The organism is Acidovorax sp., assembly GCF_027492855.1.
Lineage (GTDB): Bacteria > Pseudomonadota > Gammaproteobacteria > Burkholderiales > Burkholderiaceae_C > Acidovorax.
This window is the reverse complement of the sequence record NZ_JAPUDY010000031.1, coordinates 34,816-57,334: the sequence shown is the minus strand read 5'-3', so window position 1 is coordinate 57,334 and position 22,519 is coordinate 34,816. Positions and strand designations below refer to the sequence as shown.

General features: G+C 65.3%; 19 protein-coding genes. 11 read left to right on the top strand and 8 right to left on the bottom strand.

Translation table 11 applies throughout. The features are described from left to right. Positions 1-49: 49 nt before the first annotated feature. Positions 50-1,519 carry an argininosuccinate lyase gene (gene argH / locus Q0105_RS06015; RefSeq protein ID WP_298209784.1) on the bottom strand — a complete coding sequence of 490 codons (1,470 nt, stop codon included), beginning with the start codon at positions 1,517-1,519 and terminating at the stop codon, positions 50-52. Positions 1,520-1,571: 52 nt separating this feature from the next. On the opposite strand from argH, the gene Q0105_RS06010 reads away from it, so the two are divergent. Both Q0105_RS06010 and Q0105_RS06005 read left to right on the top strand, forming a co-directional pair. After that, a complete protein-coding gene (locus Q0105_RS06010) occupies positions 1,572-2,780 on the top strand; it encodes a histidine kinase (RefSeq protein WP_298209781.1) in 1,209 nt (402 codons plus the stop codon). Beyond that, positions 2,777-3,526, top strand: a complete 750-nt coding sequence (locus Q0105_RS06005) for a LytTR family DNA-binding domain-containing protein (RefSeq protein ID WP_298209779.1) — start codon at positions 2,777-2,779, stop codon at positions 3,524-3,526. Before Q0105_RS06010 ends, Q0105_RS06005 begins: the two co-directional genes overlap by 4 nt. A gap of 103 nt (positions 3,527-3,629) precedes the next feature. On the opposite strand, the gene Q0105_RS06000 is transcribed toward Q0105_RS06005, so the two are convergent. Then, complete coding sequence (locus Q0105_RS06000; RefSeq protein ID WP_298209776.1) at positions 3,630-4,448, bottom strand: ZIP family metal transporter; 819 nt, start codon at positions 4,446-4,448, stop codon at positions 3,630-3,632. 127 nt (positions 4,449-4,575) lie between these two features. Beyond that, on the bottom strand, positions 4,576-5,472 hold the full coding sequence (locus Q0105_RS05995; RefSeq protein ID WP_298209774.1) for a dienelactone hydrolase family protein: 897 nt from the start codon (positions 5,470-5,472) through the stop codon (positions 4,576-4,578). 299 nt (positions 5,473-5,771) lie between these two features. Here Q0105_RS05995 and Q0105_RS05990 point away from each other — a divergent pair, with 299 nt between their 5' ends. Then, on the top strand, positions 5,772-8,153 hold the full coding sequence (locus Q0105_RS05990; protein WP_298209772.1) for a GGDEF domain-containing protein: 2,382 nt from the start codon (positions 5,772-5,774) through the stop codon (positions 8,151-8,153). Between the two features lie 275 nt (positions 8,154-8,428). On the opposite strand, the gene Q0105_RS05985 is transcribed toward Q0105_RS05990, so the two are convergent. Together Q0105_RS05985 and yghU are read right to left on the bottom strand one after the other, a co-directional pair. Beyond that, positions 8,429-9,061, bottom strand: coding sequence for a glutathione S-transferase (locus Q0105_RS05985; RefSeq protein WP_298209770.1), 633 nt, complete (start codon positions 9,059-9,061; stop codon positions 8,429-8,431). Between the two features lie 20 nt (positions 9,062-9,081). Next, on the bottom strand, positions 9,082-9,981 hold the full coding sequence (gene yghU, locus Q0105_RS05980; RefSeq protein ID WP_298209768.1) for a glutathione-dependent disulfide-bond oxidoreductase: 900 nt from the start codon (positions 9,979-9,981) through the stop codon (positions 9,082-9,084). A 433-nt stretch (positions 9,982-10,414) separates the two neighbouring features. Here yghU and Q0105_RS05975 point away from each other — a divergent pair, with 433 nt between their 5' ends. Then, positions 10,415-10,771 (top strand): hypothetical protein, encoded by a 357-nt coding sequence (locus Q0105_RS05975; RefSeq protein WP_298209766.1) that lies wholly within the window; start codon positions 10,415-10,417, stop codon positions 10,769-10,771. Between the two features lie 46 nt (positions 10,772-10,817). Beyond that, the gene (locus tag Q0105_RS05970; protein WP_298209764.1) at positions 10,818-11,141 is read left to right on the top strand and encodes a hypothetical protein; all 324 of its coding nucleotides are present in this window, start codon (positions 10,818-10,820) and stop codon (positions 11,139-11,141) included. A 98-nt stretch (positions 11,142-11,239) separates the two neighbouring features. Here the strand turns inward: Q0105_RS05970 and Q0105_RS05965 are convergent, their stop codons facing one another. The 3 genes from Q0105_RS05965 to polA form a co-directional block, all read right to left on the bottom strand. After that, positions 11,240-11,545, bottom strand: coding sequence for an AzlD domain-containing protein (locus Q0105_RS05965; RefSeq protein WP_298209762.1), 306 nt, complete (start codon positions 11,543-11,545; stop codon positions 11,240-11,242). After that, the gene (locus Q0105_RS05960) at positions 11,542-12,276 is read right to left on the bottom strand and encodes an AzlC family ABC transporter permease (protein WP_298209761.1); all 735 of its coding nucleotides are present in this window, start codon (positions 12,274-12,276) and stop codon (positions 11,542-11,544) included. Before Q0105_RS05960 ends, Q0105_RS05965 begins: the two co-directional genes overlap by 4 nt. 265 nt (positions 12,277-12,541) lie before the next feature. Continuing rightward, a complete protein-coding gene (polA, locus tag Q0105_RS05955; protein WP_298209759.1) occupies positions 12,542-15,340 on the bottom strand; it encodes a DNA polymerase I in 2,799 nt (932 codons plus the stop codon). 53 nt (positions 15,341-15,393) lie between these two features. Between polA and Q0105_RS05950 the strand changes: the two genes are divergently transcribed. The 6 genes from Q0105_RS05950 to Q0105_RS05925 all read left to right on the top strand — a co-directional run bounded on the left by Q0105_RS05950 (position 15,394) and on the right by Q0105_RS05925 (position 22,518). After that, positions 15,394-15,753: a hypothetical protein gene (locus Q0105_RS05950; RefSeq protein WP_298209757.1), complete on the top strand. Its 360-nt coding sequence runs from the start codon at positions 15,394-15,396 to the stop codon at positions 15,751-15,753. Between the two features lie 104 nt (positions 15,754-15,857). Beyond that, on the top strand, positions 15,858-16,811 hold the full coding sequence (locus Q0105_RS05945) for a homoserine kinase (RefSeq protein WP_298209755.1): 954 nt from the start codon (positions 15,858-15,860) through the stop codon (positions 16,809-16,811). Positions 16,812-16,972: 161 nt separating this feature from the next. Further along, positions 16,973-17,824 carry a BPSS1780 family membrane protein gene (locus tag Q0105_RS05940; protein WP_298209753.1) on the top strand — a complete coding sequence of 284 codons (852 nt, stop codon included), beginning with the start codon at positions 16,973-16,975 and terminating at the stop codon, positions 17,822-17,824. Next, entirely contained in the window at positions 17,778-18,581 is an 804-nt protein-coding gene (locus Q0105_RS05935) for a FecR domain-containing protein (RefSeq protein ID WP_298209751.1), read from the top strand. Before Q0105_RS05940 ends, Q0105_RS05935 begins: the two co-directional genes overlap by 47 nt. 295 nt (positions 18,582-18,876) lie before the next feature. Beyond that, complete coding sequence (locus Q0105_RS05930) at positions 18,877-20,829, top strand: alkaline phosphatase PhoX (RefSeq protein WP_298209749.1); 1,953 nt, start codon at positions 18,877-18,879, stop codon at positions 20,827-20,829. Positions 20,830-21,309: 480 nt separating this feature from the next. After that, the gene (locus Q0105_RS05925) at positions 21,310-22,518 is read left to right on the top strand and encodes an imelysin family protein (RefSeq protein WP_298209746.1); all 1,209 of its coding nucleotides are present in this window, start codon (positions 21,310-21,312) and stop codon (positions 22,516-22,518) included. Position 22,519: the final 1 nt, after the last annotated feature.

The window sequence follows — 22,519 nt, the reverse complement described above, 5'->3', positions numbered from 1 at the left end:
CTCCGGGAGACGGGGGTGATCAAAAAAGACGATGCGGGGTACAGGCTCTTCAGCCCAGGCGTGCGCGGTGGCGCGCCAGTTGGGCACGCACCTGCGCGGGCGCGGTGCCGCCCAGCGTGTTGCGGGCATTGAGCGAGCCGCGCAGGCTCAGGCACTCGTACACATCCTTTTCGATCTCTGGGTGAAAGCCCTGCAACACGGCCAGGGGCAGCTCTGACAAATCGCAGTTGTGTGTAGTGGCGGCCTTCACCGCGTGGGCCACGGTTTCGTGGGCGTCGCGGAAGGGCAGGCCCTTCTTGACCAGGTAGTCAGCCAGATCGGTGGCGGTGGCGTAGCCCTTGAGCGCGGCCCGCTCCATGGCGGGCGCGTTGACGGTGATGCCGCCTTCTTTTTTACCCGTGGCGGGGTTGAGCTGGCCGCCCACCATCTCGGCAAAGATGCGCAGCGTGTCCTTCAAGGTGTCCACGGTGTCGAACAGCGGTTCCTTGTCTTCCTGGTTGTCCTTGTTGTAGGCCAGGGGCTGGCCCTTCATCAGGGTGATCAGGCCCATCAGGTGGCCCACCACGCGGCCGGTCTTGCCACGTGCGAGTTCGGGCACGTCGGGGTTCTTCTTCTGCGGCATGATCGAGCTGCCCGTGGTGAAACGGTCGGCAATCTTGATGAAGCCGAAGTTCTGGCTCATCCAGATGATGAGCTCTTCAGAGAGGCGGCTCACGTGCACCATGCACAGGCTGGCGGCGGCGGTGAATTCGATGGCGAAGTCGCGGTCGCTCACGGCGTCCAGGCTGTTCTGGCACACGCCCTCCATGCCCAACGTGCGCGCCACGCGCTCGCGGTCCAGCGGGTAGGTGGTGCCAGCCAGTGCCGCGCTGCCCAGCGGCAGCACGTTGGTGCGGCGGCGCACGTCGGCCATGCGCTCGGCATCGCGCTTGAACATCTCCACATAGGCCAGCATGTGGTGGCCAAAACTCACGGGCTGGGCCACCTGCAGGTGGGTGAAGCCGGGCAGGATCACCTCGACGTTTTGCTCGGCCACATCGACCAGAGACACCTGCAGCTCTTTCAGCAAATCGCCGATCAGGTCGATCTCGCCGCGCAGCCACAGGCGCACGTCGGTGGCCACCTGGTCGTTGCGGCTGCGGCCGGTGTGCAGGCGCTTGCCCGCGTCGCCCACCAGTTGCGTGAGGCGGGCCTCGATGTTCAGGTGCACGTCTTCCAGGTCCAGCTTCCATTCAAACGCGCCGGATTCGATCTCTTGCGTGATCTGCGCCATGCCGCGCTGGATGGAGGCGTGGTCATCGGCGCCGATGATGCCCTGTGCGGCCAGCATCTCGGCGTGCGCCAGGCTGCCCGCAATGTCGGCCTGCCACAGGCGCTTGTCGAAGAAGACGCTGGAGGTGTAGCGCTTGACCAGGTCGCTCATGGGCTCGGAAAACAACGCCGACCAGGCCTGGGCCTTGGTGTCGAGCTGGTTGTGGGACGGCGCAGACGCGGAGCTGGTGGCTTGGGCTTTGGACATAAGGAGGGCAATAATCCGATGGTTCAGACACCCGGACTGCCCGGATGCCGCAATGCAAAACACGCAAATTTTATCGACCCAGCCCCCGCCGCAGGATTCGGCCCTTTCCAGGCCCCCCCGGCGCGGCCTGCCGCCGCCCCGTGGCCGGGCGCTGGTGTTCGACGCCTGCCAGGTCGGCGTGGTGCTGCGGGCCGTGCTGTTTGTGGAGATTGTGATCGGCGTGGGGGCCATGTACGGCGCCCACAACCCCCTGCAATGGCTGGCCAGCCTGGCTCTGCTCACAGGCGGCGCCCTGCCGGCCACGCTGCTGTGGCTCATCACGGCCTGCAGCCTTAAAACGGTGCTGCAGCGCCTGTCCACCGCGCTGCAATACGCCGCCGGTGTGCTGCTGGGGGCGCTGGCCGGTATCTACGGCTGCGCCATGCTGGCTCTGGTGGGCATGGCCGAATCGCCCCCCTGGCTGGCAAGCGCGGCCACGGGCGCCCTGCTGGCGGCCATGCTGGTGGCGGCACTGGTGCTGCGCGCGCGGGGCCGCACACCCGCAGCCACCACGGCGCGCCTGACCGAGCTGCAGTCGCGCATCCGCCCGCACTTTTTGTTCAACACCCTCAACAGCGCCATTGCCCTGGTGCGCGAAGAGCCCGCCAAGGCAGAGTCGCTGCTGGAGGACCTCTCCGACCTGTTTCGCGTAGCGCTCATCGAGCAGGGCGAATCGACCACGCTGGCCGAAGAGATCACGCTGGCACGCCGCTACCTGGCCATTGAAGAAGTGCGTTTTGGCAAGCGCCTGCAGGTGCAGTGGACCCTGGACCCGCGCACCGACACCGCCCGCCTGCCCCCGCTGCTGCTGCAGCCGCTGGTGGAAAACGCCGTCAAACACGGCGTGGAGCCCAGCCCGCGCGGCGGCAAGCTGCGCGTGCTGACCGAGCTGCGCGGCAGCCGCGTGGTGGTGCGCATCACCAACACCCTGCCCCCCAAGGAAAAAAGCCGCAACGGCAAAGACGACGACCACCACACCACCAAAGGCCATGGCATTGCGCTAGCCAATGTGCGCGCGCGCCTGGCGCTGCTGCACGACGTGCAGGGCGAGTTCACCGCAGGCGTGCAGGACGGCCTGTACCAGGTGCGCATCACCCTGCCCACCACCGACCTGAAACCGCGCCAACACACGCCCACCCGCCACCGCAACGGCCCCCGAGGCAGCGCCCGCCGTGGCGCCATGCCCTCCGCAGCCCCCACACCCACCGACGACCAGCCATGAACATCCTCATCGTTGACGACGAAGCGCTGGCACGCAGCCGCCTGCGCACCCTGCTGTCCGACTGCTCCGACACCGTGCGTTGTGTGGCGTCAGAGGCCTCCAACGCCACCGAAACCCTGGCGCTGCTGAGCCCCACGGGCGGCCGCGCCTTTGACTTGGTGCTGCTGGACATCCACATGCCGGGGCAGGACGGCCTGGCCCTGGCCCATGCACTGCAGGCCCTGCCCCACCCCCCTGCCGTGGTGTTCGTGACGGCACATGCCGACCACGCCGTGAGCGCGTTTGAGCTGGACGCGGTGGACTACCTCACCAAGCCCGTGCGCCGCGAGCGCCTGCAGCAGGCCCTGGCCAAGGCACAACGCGGCACCCGCGCCCCCTTGCCTGCCGCCGCGCCCAGCCTGCCCGAAGGCGAAACCCTGCTGATCCAGGACCGGGGCCGCACCGAACGCCTGCCCCTGGCCGAGGTGCTGTACTTCAAGGCCGAGCAAAAGTACGTGACGGTGCGCACCACCACGCGCAGCTACATCATGGATGGCTCGCTGAGCGACATCGAGAGCAAATTCGCCCCGCGTTTCATGCGCATCCACCGCAACGCGCTGGTGGCCCGCCGCGCCATGCGGGCGCTGGAGAAACACTACGACCCCGAGGAGGGCGAAGGCTGGGCCGTGCGGCTGCAGGGCTCGACCGAGCTCTTGGCCGTGTCGCGGCGGCAGGTGGCTGCCGTGCGGGAAGAATTGGCGCGCTGAATCTCAAGCCTTTTGGGGCCCTGCCGCACAACTACCACCATAGTTAGCTACAAATAAAATAGCAAAATGGAAATCGGCTCGCGGCAGACACGGACAAAGGCTTTCAGTGCGCGTGCGCGGCCCCGCTCACCAGCGTGACCACCACCATGCCAGTGATGAGCCAGGCAATCTGCGCGACGGTTTCGCGTGCCGTCAGGCGCTTTTGTAATTGGGGAATCAGGTCGGCCAGCGCCACATACACAAAGCTGCTCGACGCCACGGCCAGGAAGTACGGCAAAAAGTCGTGCAACTGCCCCACCAGGAAGTAGCCCACCACCCCACCGAGCGCCGTCACGGCGCCCGCCAGCGACACCTTGACCAGCGCCATGCGGCGGTTGGGGCTGGCCTGGCGCAGCACCACCAGGTCGCCCATGTGGTGGGGCACCTCGTGCGCCAGCACCGACACGGCGGCAATCACCCCCAGACGGATGTCGGCCATGAAGGCCGAGGCGATCAGGATGCCGTCGCCAAAACAGTGCACGCTGTCGCCCGTAAGCACCGCCCAGCCGCCCGCGCGCGGGGTATGGTGGTGGTGCGCATGGCCGTGGTCATGGGCATGGTCGTGGTCATGGCTGACAGTTGCAGCATGGCTGTGCTCATGCCCGTGGTGCCACAGCTCGGCTTTGTCGAGCAGGAAGAAGAACACCACGCCCACCAGCAGCGTGGCAAACAGGTCGTGCGCGCCCGCTTGGCTCTCGAACGCCTCGGGCAGCAGGTGCATGAAAGCCGTGGCCAGCAGGGCACCCGCCGCCAGGCTCAGCAGGTGCTGGGGGCCCACGCTGTCGGCCCGCCCGCCCAGGCCCAGCCGCATGAGCAGCGCCGCCAGCCACACGCTGCCAATGCCTGCGGCCAAAGTGGCCAGGATGATTGCTACCAAAGTCATAGCTTCTTGTGCTTTATGGATAAGCGCTAGCGCCCATTTTCATTCAAATTTTCGTACCGTACCGCTGGGGCAAAAAAAGCCGCCCCAAGGGCGGCTTCGACTGCGGCAGAAAGGCCGTGCGTGGCCGTCAGACCACGCCCTGCGCCTTGAACCAGGCCAGCGCCCGCTTCCAGCCATCCTCGGCCGCTTCCTTGCGGTAGCTGGCGCGGTAGTCGGCATGGAAGGCATGGGGCGCATCGGGGTACACCACGAATTCCGACGCCTTGGCCTGCGGCGAGCCAGCGGCCAGGGCGGCTTTCATCTTATCAACCGTGTCAAGGGGGATGCCGGTGTCTTTTCCGCCATACAGGCCCAACACCGGCGCCTTGAGGATGGGCGCGATGTCCACGGGGTGCTTGGGCGTGAGCTCGCTCGCCTGCCCCACCAGGCGGCCATACCAGGCCACGCCCGCCTTCACGGGGCCGTGCGCGGCATACATCCAGGTGATGCGGCCACCCCAGCAAAAGCCGGTGATGCCCACGCGCTCGGCATCGCCACCATTGGCCGTGGCCCATTGCACGGCGCCGTCCAGGTCGGCCATCACCTGGGCGTCGGGCACCTTGGACACCAGCTCGCCCATGAGCTTGGCGACCTCGGTGTACTGCGATGGGTCGCCCTGGCGCGCGTAGAGCTGGGGCGCAATGGCCAGGTAGCCCGCCTTGGCAAAACGGCGGCAGGTGTCGGCGATGTATTCGTGCACGCCAAAAATCTCCTGGATCACCAGCACCACCGGCAGGCCAGTCTTGCCCGCCGGTGCGGCGCGGTAGGCGGGCACCTTGAAGCCGTTGACGGTAAAGCTCACCTCGCCCGCCGTCAGGCCGTCGGCCGGCGTGGCAATGGCCGTCTGGGCCATGATGGGCGCGGCTGCAGCCGCATAACCCAGGCCCAGCGCCGCCTGCAGCGCGGTGCGGCGGGTGGCGCCCGCGTCGGTGGTGCGGCCAGGCAGCAGGGCCTTGGCGTCGGCGTGGAGGTCGTCATCGAGCATCGGGTTTCTCCAGTAAAAAGGTGGGACGGAACAAATCGCGAATCCCGCAGTCTAGGGCTTGTGCCGATGATTTGCAGGCCGCCCCAATGTGGCCCCTCTGGCGGGTTTCAGAACGGTTTCAACAGCCCCCAGGGGAGGCTCGCAGCGCCGCATTTTCGGTTACCGAAATCCGATAGCACTGCTAGACTTTCTTCCAACGGCCCGGCATCTGCCGCATTGCCTCGCTCCCGGTCTTTTGCAAGCCGGGTAACCCTGCCCCTTCAAAAATCCAGCGACTGCCTTACCGCATGCACCGCACCATGACCCCCACCCTACCCCGTGGACACCTGCTGGCGTTGCTCGCTGCGGGCGTTTGTGGTGCGGGTGGGCTGGCGCTGTTGGCCTGGGCCCAGATGGCCAACCAGCCCCTCGACCCGGCCGCGCGCGCGGCTTTGGCGGCCGCAGGCATAGCGCTGGTGGCCAGTGCCCTGCTGCAGTGGCGGCTGGCACGGCAGACGCAGACACTGCACACCACCGCCAGCGAGGCCCAGGCGGCAGCGCAGCGCGCAAGCACCCAGCTATTGGCCACCCTGGACATCCTGCCCGACGGGCTGGCCATCTATGACGCCGACGACCGCCTCGTGCTGTGCAACGCCCAGTACCGGGAGGTGAACACGGGCACCTCGATGGTTCTCGAATACGGCACCCGGTTTGAAGACGTATTGCGCCGCGCTGCACGGTCAGGCCAAATCGTTGCCGCCCGGCCAGACGCCGAAACCTGGCTCGCCCATCGCATGGCCCGGCACCGCTCGCCGGGCCAGCCCGAAATGCAGGAGGTCGAAGGCGACCGCTGGCTGCTGATCACCGAACGCCTCACCGATACGGGGGGCGTGGTGGTGCTGCGCATCGACGTCACCGACACCGTGCGCAAGGAACGCGCGCTCAAGCAGGCTCTGCACAACGCTGAACGTGCAGAACTCAGCCTGCGCGAGGCGGTCAACGCCATGCCCGCCGGGCTGGAAATCTACGACGCAAACGACCGCCTGGTGCTGTGCAACGACCAGATGGCACGCCTGCGCCCGCACCTGCCGGCGGCCGAATCGCTGGGCAAAACCTACGAAGAACTGCTGCGCGAAGGCCTGCGCCACGGCATCCCCGAAGAAGCCAGCGGCCAGGAAGAGCTGTGGCTGGCGCACGAAATGGCCATCCGGGGCCACCGGCCCGGCCCCGAGGTGCGCCGCTACCCCAACGGAGCATGGATGCACGTGCACGAATCCCGCACGCCCTCGGGCATGACGGTGTGCGTGCAGCTCGATATCAGCGACCTGATCGAACAGCGCCACAAGGTGGAGGCCGCCCGCCAGGAAAGCCAGCGCATCCGGCAACTGCTGGAGCGGGCCGTGGAGGCCCTTCCGGTCAGCATCGAGATCTTTGACGAACAGGACCGGCTGGTGCTCTACAACCAGCAGCTCTCGCGCATGTACCCCCACCTGGACTACTCCGAGCACCTGGGCAAAACATTTGCCGAGCTCCTGCGCTACTCGGTAGAGCGGGGCCTGGTCCCCTCGGCCCAGGGCCGCGAAGAGGCCTGGATCGCCGAGCGCCTGTCCGAACACGGAAGCCGGACATCCACCTTGGTCCAGCGCCTGGCCGATGGGCGCTGGATCAACATCTACGAAACCCGCACCCCCGAGAACTACGTGGTGGCGGTGCGCCTGGACATCACCGACCTGATCGAGCAGCGCCAGGCCCTGGAAACCGCCCAAGAGGCCGCCCTGCAAGCGCGCGAACTGCTGCAAGACGCCATCGAATCCCTGCCAGAAGGCTTTGCCCTGTTTGACGCAGAAGACCGCTTGGTCGTCTGCAACGCCCAATACCCTCGCCTGTATCCCATCTCGGCTCCCTTGATCGCTCCGGGCCAGACCTTCGAGCAGATCGCACGCTATGGCGCAGAAAACGGCCAATACCTGGACGCCGTGGGCAACGTGGATGCCTGGGTGGCACAACGCGTGGCAGAGCACCGCGCCGCCAACCATGCCGTGCTGCAGCGCCTGCCAGAAGGCCGCTGGCTGCAGGCCGACGAACGGCGCACGCCCCAGGGGGGCATTGCCGGTGTGCGCACCGACGTGACCCAGCTTGTGCGCAAGGAGCAAGAGCTCGCGGCCGCCAACGCCAAGCTGGCCCTGCTGTCCACCACCGACGGCGTCACCGGCATCGGCAACCGGCGCCGCTTTGACGAGCGCCTTGCCGCCGAATGGTTGCGCTGCGGCCGCCACCATCTGCCGCTGGCCGTGGTGTTGATCGACATCGATCATTTCAAGCTCTACAACGACCACTACGGCCACCTGGCGGGTGACGAATGCCTGCGCACCGTCGCCCAGTTGCTGCAAGCCAACATCCGGCGCGCAGACGAAGTGGCTGCGCGCTACGGCGGCGAGGAGTTCGTGCTTTTGCTGCCCAACACCCTCGCGGCCGACGCCGTGACCGTCGCGCAGCGCTGCATGGAAAGCCTGCGCGACGCGGCCCTGGCCCACCCCCGCTCACCCACCGCGCCCATCGTCACGATCAGCCTGGGCATTGCCAGCGCCGTGCCAGATGCGCAAGGTCGGCCAGACTCTCTGGTGCAGTCCGCCGATGCGGCCCTGTACCGCGCCAAACACGGTGGCCGCAATCGCCTGGAGGTTTTTGACTCCAAGGGATAGTGTGAGCGCCCGGCACGCACCGGGGTTTTGACTGAAATTGCCTGATTCGGTACTTATCTCAGACAGACCCGTTCGCCCTGAGCCTGTCGAAGGGCTGCTGGCAAAGGTCGCCCTGGCTTCGACAGGCTCAGCCCGAACGGGTTGGAGAGAGGCGTTTGAGACATGTATATGGCCGGACAAAATTGGCCTCTAGCGCTTATTTAACAAGCGCAAAATGCTATCAAATGTATAGCAATTCGCACCCCCCGCAACCACGCTGCCAACCGCCTAAGCCGCTACAGCGACATCGACGGCCGGCTCGCCATGGCAGCGCGCCAGCGCAGCAAGTGCGGGTGCAGCTCGCCCGGCTTGTGCTTGATCACACGCGCAAAGTCCACCGCCACCACGGCCGAGATGTCGGCCACGCTGAAGCGGTCGGTGGCAATGAATTCGCGGCCCGCCAGGCGCTCGTTCAGCAGCGCGAAGAACTGCGCCACCCGCACCAAGCCGCGCTCGGCCAAGGCCGGGATCTGCGGGTAGTCCACCGCGCCCGGCAGCGCCCGGTTGGCCATGGCGGGCGCACTGTTGCGCAGCGCCTCGGCAATGGCCAGCAGGCCCTCGAATTCAATGCGCCCATTCCAGCTGGCGATCTCGGCCTTCTCAGCGGGCGTCTCGCCCAGCAGCGGCGGCTGTGGGTAGCGCGCCTCTACATACGCGGTGATCGCCGCGTTGTCGGCCAGCAGCAGGCCATCGTCGGTGCGCAGCGCGGGCACCGTGCACTGCGGGTTGATGCGCCGGTAGGCCTCGCCCAATTGCTCGCCGCTGCGCAGGTCCACCTGCACGGTGTCGTGGGCAATGCCTTTTTCGGCCAACAGGATGCGCGCGCGGCGCGGGCTGGGCGCCGTGGCGCAGTCGTACAAGGTGATCATGGCGATGTCCTGCAAAGCGCTCACGCAGCGGATGACGAAGCCGACGCAGCAGCGTCCAGCTTGTCCTGGGTTTTGGTATCAAAGTCGCTGGCCTCATGCCGCTCGCGCAGCTGGCTGGCCGGGTCGCCGTTGACACGGTTCACCTTGCGCCCCCGCTGCACCGCCGGGCGCTTGGCAATCTGCTCGGCCCAGCGCACCACGTGGGTGTATTCATGTACCTGCAAAAACTCGCCAGCGTTATAGGCCTGGCCTTTGACGAGCAAGCCATACCAGGGCCAGATGGCGATGTCGGCCACCGTGTACTCGCTGCCCGTCACAAACTCGTTGACGGCCAGGCGCTGATTGAGCACATCGAGCTGGCGCTTGACCTCCATCGCATACCGGTTGATCGGGTATTCATACTTCTCGGGTGCGTAGGCATAAAAGTGCCCAAACCCGCCGCCCAGAAACGGCGCACTTCCCATCTGCCAGAACAACCACGACAGGCACTCAGCCCGCGCCGCGCCGCTGGCGGGCAAGAGGGCACCAAACTTTTCTGCCAAATACATCAGGATGGCACCGGACTCAAACACCCGCACCGGGTTCGCGGCATCGCTGCGGTCCAGCAGCGCCGGGATTTTGGAGTTGGGGTTCACAGAAACAAACCCGCTGCCAAACTGCTCACCCTCGTTGATACGGATCAGCCACGCGTCGTACTCCGCACCGCTGTGGCCCAGCGCCAGCAACTCTTCCAGCATGACAGTCACCTTCACGCCATTGGGCGTGCCCAGCGAATACAACTGCAGCGGATGCCGCCCCACCGGCAGTTCCTTGTCGTGCGTGGCACCGGCAATAGGCCGGTTGATGCTGGCGAACTGACCGCCGCTTTCTTTGTCCCATTGCCAGATGGCGGGCGGGGTGTAGAGGGTGGAATCAGACATGTGGGGCTCCTTCATTCGAACAAATCGAGGGCCACGGGCTGCGTGCGTGGCCTGATGCTAAATGAGTGTACTGATATGGGTGGGAGGCTGCTTTGCTGGTTGGTAAGAGTCAGCATGCCCGCCCAATGCCTGGGAAGCACCATTGCGCAAAAGCTGCGCGTCAAATCTAGGAGCGCTGCGCATAATGCAGGAAGCCATGAAAGCAGACAGCCGAACATTCCCCTATCACTCGGGACCATCTTGTCCTGTGGACCGCAATTTACTCCCACGAGGTTTATCTGACACCATCGATTCGAGATGAACGTCTCAGCGCGCGAACCAAGCGTCGGTGCATCAGCCACCAGCCTGCCCATTTGGTCAAGCCGACATCAACAGCCACGCTGTTGGTGCCCTCTGCTTCGCTCCGACGCGGCTTGCCACGAGCGTTAGAACCATGAAGCTTCGCACCCCGGAAAGTATTTACGCTAACCCGTGTGATGATGATTACGAGGGGATGGCCCACATCTGTTGCACTGGTGAAAATGGTTATTGGTTCTCGCTGTCACGACACATTGGAGATAACAGTGTGGAAGTCATGGTCTTGGACCAAATCAATCACAAAATGAGCGACATCCAAGTCACCTTGTCCGAGACCTGTTTGATTGTTGACGTCGGTAACGATGGCGCACGTCACTTGGATGGCAATTCAAATTACCAAATTGCATTTACTGCTAGTCCAGAGGAGCTCAATCTCATCGACCAAACACTGAAGGTACTCCTTAATGGAACAGGAACGTACTCAAAACTCTAAAAATTCCGTTGAGAGGGACCGCCCATATCGAACGTTAGAGCGCTCAATGAACGTCCGTAGCTCTCAAGCACCCCAAAACACCGTAGGCCGCTACAAAATCTATGGCTTATTCGGCGGCGGCGTATTGGGAAGTGTCATTGGTGTCCTTGCAAGCGGACCGAATTTCTTTGTGTGGTCCCCCGCCCAATCGATTGGCGTGGTCGCAGGGTTGACGATGGGGATGGCTGTGATCGGATATTTCTTTGCCGGATTGGTAGTCGGTGACTCCGCTGGAGATGGTGCCTCTGCTGAGGGACAAAAGGAGATGAACAGTACCGTGGGCGGAGGGAGTGCTGCCGACGGCGCTGACGGCGGAGGTGTTGGCGACTGATCGCTCTAACAGGCCAGTCAACACGAGCGTCTTGCGGCCCCCTTTCGCAAATCGCCGGTTACACGCACGTTGAGCCTCCGCCGATAGCAACCCCCAACTCACCCCCACCACCTCACCCCCGCCGCAGCCCCCGCGCCCAGCAGCACCACCAGCAAGAACGGCAGCCGCCACCACAGCGCCAGCGCCGCCACTGCCAGGGCCGCCAGGCGGGCGTCCAGCACCAGGGCGGTGCCGGATGCAAAAGTGTTCATCACCGTCAGCGCCGACAGCAGAGCCACCGTGATGGCGCCTGCGACGCGGGCCATGCGCGGGTTGTTGAGCCAGCGGGCGGGCACGGCGTAGCCGGCCAGCTTGGTGGCGTAGGCCACGGCGCAGGCGAGCAGGATGGCGGTCCAGAGCGTCATCGTGTGGCCTCTCCATTTGCACCCTGGGCCGGTGCGGGCGCGTCTGGGCTGGGCACCCACCAGCCCCAGGCGGCGCCGACCACGGCGGCCAGCAAGATGGGCAGGCCGGGTGGCACCAGGGGCACGGCCAGCGCGGTGGCTACGCCGCCCAGCACGGCCAGGGCCACGGGTTCGCGCTGCTGCAGGCGCGGCCACAGCAGGGCCAGAAAGGCGGCCACGGCCGCGCCGTCGAGCCCCCAGCGGCGCGGGTCGCCCAGTGCATCGCCCAGCAGCGCACCCACCAGGGTGAACAGGTTCCAAAGCAGAAAAATGCCCACGCCTGCGGTCCAGAAGCCCCGCCGCTGCTCGTCGGGCGTGGTCTGCCCGGCGGCGGTGGCTACCGATTCGTCAATGGTGATCTGCGCGGCCAGCCCTTTGCGCCAGCCCTGGGGCCGCAGCATGTGGTTCATCTGCATGCCGTACACCGCGTTGCGCAGCCCCAGCAGTGCGCCGGCCCCAAGTGCTGCCGAGGCCGCGCCGCCGCCCGCCAGAACGCCGATAAAGGCGAACTGCGAGCCGCCGGTGAACATGAGCAGGCTCAGCGCCATGGCCTGCCACACGCTCAGGCCCGCCGCCACGGCCAGCGCGCCAAACGAGACGCCGTACACCCCGGTGGCGGCGGCAATCGACAGCCCCATGCGCACGGCGGGACTCCAGGTGGCAGGGCGCCAGGAGAGTTGGGGAGAACTCATTGCTTCTAAATTGATAGCTGTTAGCGCTTTATGGATAAGCGCTATAGGCCTAAAACATCTGATTTTCTACAGACCTCAGATACCCCACCATCCATTCGGGCTGAGCCCGTCGAAGCCAGGGCTTGCTCGGAGCGTGCGAGGCTTCGACAAGCTCAGCCCGAACGGTTGAAGGGAAGGAACGTGATGTCTGAAGTAAACCGCTCATCAGTTAAAAAACTCTTCAAAAATAGGGCACAAAAACCCCAGACAACGCGTGCACCTCACATCAGTGCGCCTTGTCCCAGTTCGGCCCCACACCCACCTCGGCCAGCAGCGGCACCTTGAGTGCAGCCACATCAGCCATCAAGCGAGGGACATGGCTCTTGAGCCAATCCACCTCGCCCTCGGGCAGCTCAAACACCAGTTCGTCGTGCACCTGCATGATCATCTGGATGCCGGGCTTGTGTGCGTCCAGCTCTTTCTGCACGGCCACCATCGCCAGCTTGATCAAATCCGCCGCCGTGCCCTGCATGGGGGCGTTGATGGCGGCGCGCTCGGCGCCGGCGCGGCGGGGGCCGTTGGGGGAGTTGATTTCGGGCAGGTACAGGCGGCGGCCGAACACGGTTTCGACATAGCCCATGGACTTGGCTGCAGCCTTGGTCTCGTCCATGTACTGCTTCACGCCAGGGTAGCGCTGGAAGTATTTGTCGATGTAGGCGGCTGCGGCTTTGGTTTCAATGCCTAAATTCTTCGCCAGGCCGAAGCTGCTCATGCCGTAGATGAGGCCAAAGTTGATGACCTTGGCGTAGCGGCGCTGCTCGCTGGTGACCTGGTCTACCTCCACGCCAAACACTTCGGCGGCGGTGGCGCGGTGCACGTCCAGGCCGGCGTGGAAGGCGTGCAGCAGCGAGTGGTCGCCGCTCAGGTGCGCCATGATGCGCAGCTCGATCTGTGAGTAGTCGGCGCTGGCGATCACGCGGCCTGCGGGGGCCACGAAGGCCTCGCGCACACGGCGGCCTTCGGGGGTGCGGATGGGGATGTTCTGCAGGTTGGGGTCGTTGCTCGACAAGCGCCCGGTGACGGCCACGGCCTGTGCGTAGTGGGTGTGCACGCGGCCGGTGCGTGGCAGGGCCAGTTGGGCCAGCTTGTCGGTGTAGGTGCCCTTGAGCTTGACGAGGCCCCGGTGCTCCAGCAGCTTGGCGGGCAGAGGGTAGTCTTCGGCCAGTTTTTCAAGCACTTCTTCGTCGGTGCTGCGCGCGCCGGTGGCGGTCTTCTTCACAACCGGCATACCCAGCTTGTCGAAGAAGATTTCGCCCAGTTGCTTGGGGCTGTTCAGGTTGAAGGGCTGGCCTGCAATCTCATAGGCCTCGGTTTCGAGCTGCAGGATGCGCTGGCCCAGCTCATGGCTCTGGTTGGCCAGCGTGGGCGCGTCAATCAGCACGCCGTTGCGCTCGATGCGGTACAGGGCCTCGCTGCTCTTCATCTCCAGCTCGTAGATGTAGCGCAGCTTGTCGTCGGCCTGCAGCAGCGGCCACAGCGCGTTGTGCACGTCCAGGGTCTGGTCGGAGTCTTCGCACGAATAGGCGGCGGCCTTGTCCACCGGCACCTGGGCAAACGGGATCTGGTGCGCGCCCTTGCCGCACAGGTCTTCGTAGGTGATGCCTTTGCGGCCCGTGTGGCGCTCGGCCAGGCTGGTCAGGTTGTGGGGTTTGTGCACTTCGAGCACGTAGCTTTGCAGCATGGTGTCGTGTGTGTAGCCGTGCACCTCAATGCCATGGTTGGCGAACACATGGCGGTCGTATTTGATGTGCTGGCCCAGCTTGTGGTGCTTGGCGTTCTCCAGCCAGGGCTTGAGGCGGGCCAGCACTTCGTCGATGGGCAATTGCGCAGGCGCGTCTGGACCCTCGTGGCGCAGCGGGATATAGGCGGCCTCGCCGGGTTGCACGCTGAAAGAGATGCCGACGATTTGCGCGCGCATTTCGTCGAGCGAGTCGGTTTCGGTGTCGATCGCCGCGAGCGGGGCTTTGTGCAGGCGTTCCAGCCACTGGTCAAAGTCCGTCCAGTTCAGGATGGTGTCGTACACCACGGTGCGGTGCTGGGCCTCTTCGGCCACGGTGCTGGCGGAATGGTCGGCAAACAAATCGCCGCTTTGGCCGGGCATGGCCACGGTGGGGGCCGCTGTGGCCGGGGCTGCAGCACCCTTGATCGCGCTGGCCAGGCCCTTGAAGCCATACTTTTCGTAAAACGGCAGCAAGCCGGCGCTGTCCGGCGCGTCCAGCGTGATGTCGTCAAACGCGGGCAAACCGGGGATGTAGTCGGCCAGCGCGCAATCGGTCTTCATGGTGACCAGCTGACGGCTCAATGCCAGCTGACCACTGGCGATCGCCTCGCGCAGGTTGTTGCCCGCCACGCCTTTGATGGCGTCGGCATTGGCAATCAAGCTGTCGAGCGAGCCATATTCTTCCAGCCACTTGGCGGCCGTCTTGGGCCCCACCTTGGAAACGCCGGGCACGTTGTCCACGGTGTCGCCCACCAGCGCCTGGTAGTCCACCATCAGCGTGGGTGGCACGCCAAACTCCGCCGTCACGCCCGCCACGTCGCGGCGCTTGCCGCTCATGGTGTCGATGATGGTGATGTGCTCGTTCACCAGCTGGCTCAAATCTTTGTCGCCACTCGACACAATGACCTCAATGCCCTGTGTGGCCGCCACGTTGGCCAAGGTGGCGATCACATCGTCGGCCTCCACGCCGGGCACGGCCACCACCTTCCAGCCCAGCAGGTCCACCACCTCGTGGATGGGCTCGATCTGGCTGCGCAGGTCGTCGGGCATGGGCGAGCGCGTGGCCTTGTATTCGGTGTACAAGACATCGCGAAAGGTGGGGCCCGAGGCGTCGAACACGCACACTGCGTAGTCGGCATGCACCTCTTTGCGCAGCGCCTGCATCATGTTGATCATGCCCCGGATGGCGCCCGTGGCGGCACTGGTCGGGTCGCCCGGCACGGCCCGCAGGTCGGGCATGGCGTGAAAGGCGCGGTAGAGGTAGCTGGAGCCGTCCACCAGCACCAGGGTCTTTTTGTTGCTCATGCAGCGATTGTGCCCGGCCCCGCCCCACCCAGGCGGCGCTCTACAATCGCCCGATGCGCGCTGTTCACCTCCTTTTGCTGCTGGGCATGGCCTGCGGCACCGTCTTTGCCCAAACTTCAAGCCAAAACGCCCCCCAGGGCGCTACAGACAAGCGCGAGGCGCTCTCAAATCAAGAGCAACCTCCGGGGCGCACCAACCAGCGCACCGAGCGCATCCAGATCGAAGACGCGGGCAGCCGGGTGGATGAGCTGCGCGTCGGCGGCCAGACCCAGAACATTTCCGTGCAGCCCAAGGCGGGCAACATGCCCAGCTACGAGGTGCAGTCGCCCGACGGCGCCCGCAGCCGCGCAGGCAGCAACAGCGGCGCCGAAACCACCACGGCGCCCCGTGTCTGGAACGTGCTGAAGTTCTAAGCCCAGGGTTGCGGCGCACCTGCCGCGGCACGCGGCGGGGCCGCGCCTTGTTGCACCCGCACATCTTTCTCCCTCTTTCCTCCCTTCTTTTTCCCTTCCTAGCGATGGCCGTCTTTACCGAAGTCTCCAATTCCGAGGCGCGCGAGCTACTGCGCCGTTTGCAACTGGGTGAGCTGGTGGAGCTGCGCGGCATCGAGGGCGGGATCGAGAACACCAACTACTTTCTCACCAGCGACCAGGGCGAATTCGTGCTCACGCTGTTCGAGCGCCTCACCGCCGAGCAGTTGCCGTTTTACCTGTACCTGATGAAGCACCTGGCGCACGGCGGCGTGCCCGTGCCCGACCCGCAGGCCGACAAAAGCGGCGACATCCTGCACACCGTGTGTGGCAAACCGGCCGCCGTGGTGAACAAGCTGCGCGGCAAAAGCCAGCTTGCCCCCCAGGGCGCACACTGCGCGGCCGTGGGCACCATGCTGGCGCGCATGCACCTGGCGGGCCGCGACTTCGACCGCCGCCAGCCCAACCTGCGGGCCTTGCCGTGGTGGAACGAGACCGTGCCCGTGGTGCTGCCGCACCTCAGCGCAGCGCAGTCGGCCCTGCTGCGGTCCGAGCTGGCCTACCAGAACCATGTGGCCGCAAGCTCTGCCTACACGGCCCTGCCGCGCGGCCCCGTGCATGCCGACCTGTTCCGCGATAACGTGATGTTCGACGGCGAAGAACTCACAGGCTTCTTCGACTTCTACTTTGCAGGCGTGGACACCTGGCTGTTCGACCTGGCCGTGTGCCTGAACGACTGGTGCATTGACTTGGGCCAAGGCACCCACGATGCCGAACGCGCCACCCGCATGCTCGACGCCTACCAGGCCGTGCGCCCGCTCACCGGCGCCGAGCGCGAACTGCTGCCCGCCATGCTGCGCGCGGGCGCGCTGCGATTCTGGATCTCGCGCCTGTGGGACTACCACCTGCCGCGCGAGGCCTCCATGCTCACGCCGCACGACCCCACACACTTCGAGCGCGTGCTGCAGGGGCGGATTGCACACCCCGTGCACGCCCGGTGATCGCAGGGCCTGAAAAAGACCCGTTTACGCCCTGCGCGGCGGCGGGATAGGGCCACTGCGGTAAATTCGATGGCCTGGCGTCGCCGGGCCTGGCCTTTCCATGGCCTATCTTTGGAAGGCCATGCGCAGGCGCAGGCCCCCTTTTCCTCTCCAACGCATTCATGAAACTCCATATCGTCCCCGCCCGCACCGGCATGACCTGGGTCAAGCTCGGCGTCCGGGCGTTCTGGCGGCAGCCTCTGGCGCTGGCAGCGCTGTTCTTCATGACCATGGCCGCCATGTCGCTGGCCAGCGTGGTCCCGCTGGTGGGCCCCGCCATTGCGCTGGCGCTGCTGCCGTCGGCCACCCTGGCGATGATGGTGGCTGCGGCCCAGGCATCGCAGGGGCGGTTTCCCACCCCCGCCCTGCTGCTGGTGGCGTTTCGCACCGGGCAGCAACGCCTGCGCGACATGCTGGTGCTGGGCGCGCTGTACGCCGTGGGTTTTCTCGGCATCATGGGTCTGTCGGCCCTGATCGACGGCGGGCAGTTTGCGCAGGTGTACCTGGGCGGCGCCCCGCTGACCAAGGAGGTGGCAGAGGTCCCTGCCTTCCAGCGCGCCATGTGGCTGTCGATGGTGCTGTACCTGCCGCTGTCGCTGCTGTTCTGGCATGCGCCGGGGCTGGTGCATTGGCACGGCGTGCCGCCGGTCAAGGCGCTGTTCTTCAGCATCGTGGCCTGCGCGCGCAACTTTGGCGCCTTCCTGGTCTATGGGCTGGGCTGGCTGGGGGTGTTTTTGCTCGGTGCGCTGGTGGTGAGCGTGGTGTCGGCACTGCTGGCACTGGCGGGGCTTGGCGGATCGGCGGCCGGTGGCATCATGGTGGGGGCGGTCATGATGATGGCGGCCATGTTCTTCACGTCGGTGGTGTTCACCTTCCGTGACTGCTTCGAGCCCCCATCCGCGACCCCCGTGCACCAGGAGGAACCCCATGACGAGCCACCACCACCCCCCGCTTCAACGCCTGGGCCGCTCTGAAGAAGAGCTGGCCTGGTTCCAGCGGCGCAGCCTCATCCAGGCCGCCGCGTTGTGGATGGCATCCGGCGGCTGGGTCGCCGCCCACGCGCAGGGGCGCAGCGGCGTTGTGGAGCTGCGTGGCGACGTTCTGCGCAATGGCGAGCCCCTGACCGCCCAGCACACCATCACCGCCAACGACCGCATCGAGACCGGCCCCGGCTCGACCGCCGTTTTCACCGTGGGCAACAGCGCCTTCATGGTGCGGCAAAACTCGCGCGTGGCGCTGGAGAGCGACACCCCCACCGCCGCCAAGGTACTGCGCGTGCTGAGCGGCGCGGTGGCCAGCGTGTGGGGGCGCGGCTCAGACCGCCAGATCATCTTGCCCACCGCCACCGCAGGCATTCGCGGCACGGGGGTGTATGCCGAAGTGTTTGCCGACCAGGACCAGCGCGGCTACCTGTGCAACTGCTACGGCACGGTGGCGCTGGCGGCTGGCAATGAGACTTTGCTCAGCCAGGCGTCCTACCACCAAGCTTTCTGGGTCGAAACCGCTCCGCGCAACGGGCGCCTGTTGACCCCGGCGGGCGCCATCAACCACACCGACGAAGAGCTGGAGTTTCTGGCGGGCCTGATAGACCAGCGCACGGCCTGGCAGATTGCAGGGCGCAAGGGTGTCAAGGATGGGCGCGGGCAGATGGGCTATCCGGCGCCCGGCAGCACCACGCCCTCTGCACCGATCCCTGAGCCCGCCGGCCCGCCCGGCAGCAGCACCTACTGACCCACCCCCCGCCCGCGAGAAATCACGCGGGCCCTGCCCCATCAGGCGGACATCTCCCGCAGGCACATCCGGCAGGCGTGCAGGCGCAGGCACGGACATATTCGACCGCCTCACCCGCCTTGCGTTCCGGGTTGCCACGCAAACGTCACACAACCGTCAAGCCACTGTCACGGGGCATTTTTAGCATCGGCGGCTGGAAACAATGCCCCCGTCCACTGCGCCCCGCGAAGGGACGCATCGGTGGTGCCTGGGCATTTCCTGACCGTTTGCATACCAACCTGGAAATCTCCTAAAAATGACCCACCCGACGATGCCCACCCGCCGCAAAGCCCTGCAACTGCTGGCGGGCGTTCCCATGCTTCCGCTCGGCGCCAGCGCGTCGGCAGCCCTGCTGTCCGCCTGCGGCGGCGGTAGTGATGCTGCCCCCGGCTACGTGTCTGCCAGCTTCACGTCGATGGCCGCGCCCACGCTCGCATCGGCAGCAGCCATGGCCACAACCACGGTGGGCTCCACGCTCAACATCAAGCTCAGCGACGACTCGGTGCAGTCCTACCAATTGGCCTATCAGCCCTTCTTCGTAACAGGCGACCTGGTGGCGGACGGCAAAGGCGGCAAGACACTGTCGGGCGGCTACTACGACATCAACAACAAACCCATCATCGACAGCACCGTGGCGGGCAGCGAACGCCAGTATTTTTCGGACGCCCCCGATGGCACCTCGCTGCTCACCGTGGCCAACCCCACCGTCACCGGCCTCAAGGGCAAGGCCGTGTTTGCCGTGGTGCAGTTTGAATACACCACCTCGGCGCAAGACGGCAAGACCGACATGTACGGCAAGCTGCCCTCACCCATCGCCGTGCTCACGCTCGACCAAGACCCTGCCACCGGCAAGCTCAGCCTGGTGAAATACCACAACGTGGACACCTCCAAGGTGCATGGCCTGTGGATCACCTGCGGCGCCAGCCTCTCGCCCTGGGGCACCCACCTGTCGAGCGAAGAGTACGAACCCGACGCTTTTGGCATTGCCAGCAACGCCATGTTCAAGGCCTACAGCAAGAACCTGTATGGCGACGAAGCCAAGGCCAACCCATACCACTACGGCCACATGCCCGAAGTGACGGTGAACGCCGACGGCACGGGCAGCATCAAGAAGCACTACTGCATGGGCCGCATCTCGCACGAGCTGGTGCAGGTCATGCCCGACAACCGCACCGCGCTGATGGGCGACGACGCCACCAACAGTGCCTACTTCGTGTTCGTGGCCGACAAGGAAAAAGACCTGTCGTCCGGCACGCTGTATGTGGCCAAGGTGGGCAGCGGTTTCTCCATCGACCCCAAGGCCACGGCAGCCGCGCCGCTGACCTGGATCAAGATGGGATCGGCCACCAGCGCCGAGATCGAGAGCCTGGCCGACACGCTCAAGCCCACGGACATCATGACCGTCACGAGCAAAGACCCCAGCGACGCCTCGTACACCAAGATCGTCGTCAACGGCAAGACCGAGTGGATCAAGCTCAACACCGGCATGGAAAAAGCCGCCGCCTTCCTCGAAACCCACCGCTACGCCGCCTACCAGGGCGCCAGCCTGGGCTTCACCAAGATGGAAGGCACCACGGTCAACGCCAAGGACAAGATTGCCTATTCAGCCCTGCAGAACGTGCAAAGCGCCATGGTGGCCGGCCACGCTGCCAACGTGCCTGGCAACGGCATCTCCGTGCCCAAAGCACTGAACGCGGGTGTCGTGATGGCCCTGAACCTGCGCGGCGGCCAGAAGGACACGGCTGGCGCCGCCATCAACAGCGAGTGGATGCCCGTGGACACCAAGGCCCTGCTGGCTGGCGAAGACATCACGGCCGATGCGCTGGGCAACACCGCCAACCCCAACACCATCGCCAACCCGGACAACCTGAAGTTCTCCGAAAAGATGCGCACCCTGTTCATCGGCGAAGACAGCAGCCAGCACGTGAACAACTTCCTGTGGGCCTACAACGTGGACACCAAGCAGCTGTCGCGCGTGATGTCCATCCCCGCAGGCGGCGAATCCACCGGCCTGCACGCCGTGGACGAGATCAACGGCTGGACCTACATCATGAGCAACTTCCAGCACGCCGGTGACTGGGGTTCGATCCACAGCGTGGTGAAAGACACACTCGACCCGCTGATCAAGGCCAACTACAAGAACAAGGCTGGCGCAGCCGTAGGCTACCTCACGGGCACCATCAAGCAGCCCACCTTGGCCAAGGCCTAAAACCCCCGTGCCAGCGGCCCGCCCTCCCTAGAGTGCGGCCGCTCACCACCATCACAACGGGGCCCTGCGGGGCCCCATTGTCATTGGGCCCGCGAAGTTAAGTGCGCTGCCTGAAGGGAGTGTCCGCCACCCCATCTCGATACCGGTCGTTCAGTTGGCGCGCGTCGAATGACCGTTTGCCGTCACCAGTGGTCGGCAGCAATGGGTCACACACCCAGTAGGCGCCCAGAGAGCCCACAGCCGACAACCCAATGACCGAGGCCGTGCCGACAAAGCTGCCGGCGCAAATACCCTGCACGGACATTGAATAAAACGAATAAAAATCAGTCTCATTCGTATAATCTCAACAGCCAGTGCCCGGAACGCCCGAGCCCGCCATCCATCAACTGGGCCCTACGGCCGCCCCAACCGCGCACGACAGCCACGCACCTTGCGATGCATGGCGCCGCCCGCTCATCCCATCACCGCAGGAGACAACGCATGAAAACCCCCTTTGCCCCCGCCGCCGTTCTGGCCGCCTTGCTGGCCACGGGCCTTGTGGCACACCAGGCGCAGGCCCAGGCGGTGGGAGCCGCACCTGCGGCAAGTACTGCCACCAGCGCAGCCACCGCCAACACCGTGGCCGCGCACTACGCTCAACTGGTACACGCCAACTACAGCGACACCCTTGCCAGCGCCCAGGCGCTGCGCGAGGCTGTGAAGGCCTTCACGGCCAAGCCATCGGCCGACACCCTGGCTGAGGCCCGCAAGCAATGGCTGGCCGCGCGCGAGTTCTACGGCCAGACCGAGGCTTTCCGCTTCTACGGTGGCCCCATCGACAACGACCACGGCCCCGAAGGCCGTATCAACGCCTGGCCCATGGACGAATCGTTTGTGGACAGGGTGCAGGGCAAGCCCAACGCAGGCCTGATCAACAACCGCAAATTCGTCATCAACAAGAAGAATCTGTCCGCGCAGAACGAGCGTGGCGGCGAGGAGAACATCGCCACCGGCTGGCACGCGATCGAGTTCTTCCTGTGGGGCCAGGACTTGTCCGAAACCGGCCCCGGCAACCGCAATTTCGAAGACTTCGTGGACGGCAAAGCCCCCAATGCCGACCGCCGCCGCCAGTATCTGACCGTGGTGACCGACCTGCTCATCGACGACCTCACCACACTGGTGAAGGCCTGGGCGCCCGACGCCAAGAACAACTACCGCGCCCGCTTCGTGAAGGGCGGCAAGGAGTCCGTGCGCAAGATGCTGGTGGGCCTGGGCTCGCTCTCGCGCGGTGAACTGGCTGGTGAGCGGCTGGAGGTGGCCCTCAATAGCCAGGACCAGGAAGACGAACACTCGTGCTTCTCCGACAACACCCACCGCGATGCCGCGACCAATGCCAAGGGCATTCAGAACGTGTGGCTGGGCGAGTACCAGCGCGCCGACGGCAGCCTGCTCAAAGGCCCATCACTGCACGACCTAGTGGCGGCCAAGGATGCAACTCTGGCCGACAAGACCACCAAACAGATCGCCGCATCGGTGGCTGCCGCCGAAGGCATCCAGGCGCCGTTCGACCGCGAGATCATTGGCGGCAAGGACGCCCCAGGCCGCCAGCGCATCCAGAAGACCATCGACAGCCTCACGCAGCAAAGCAAAGACCTGGTAGCAGCCGCCAACGCCATCGGAATCACCAAACTCACGCTTGTGCAGCCTTGAA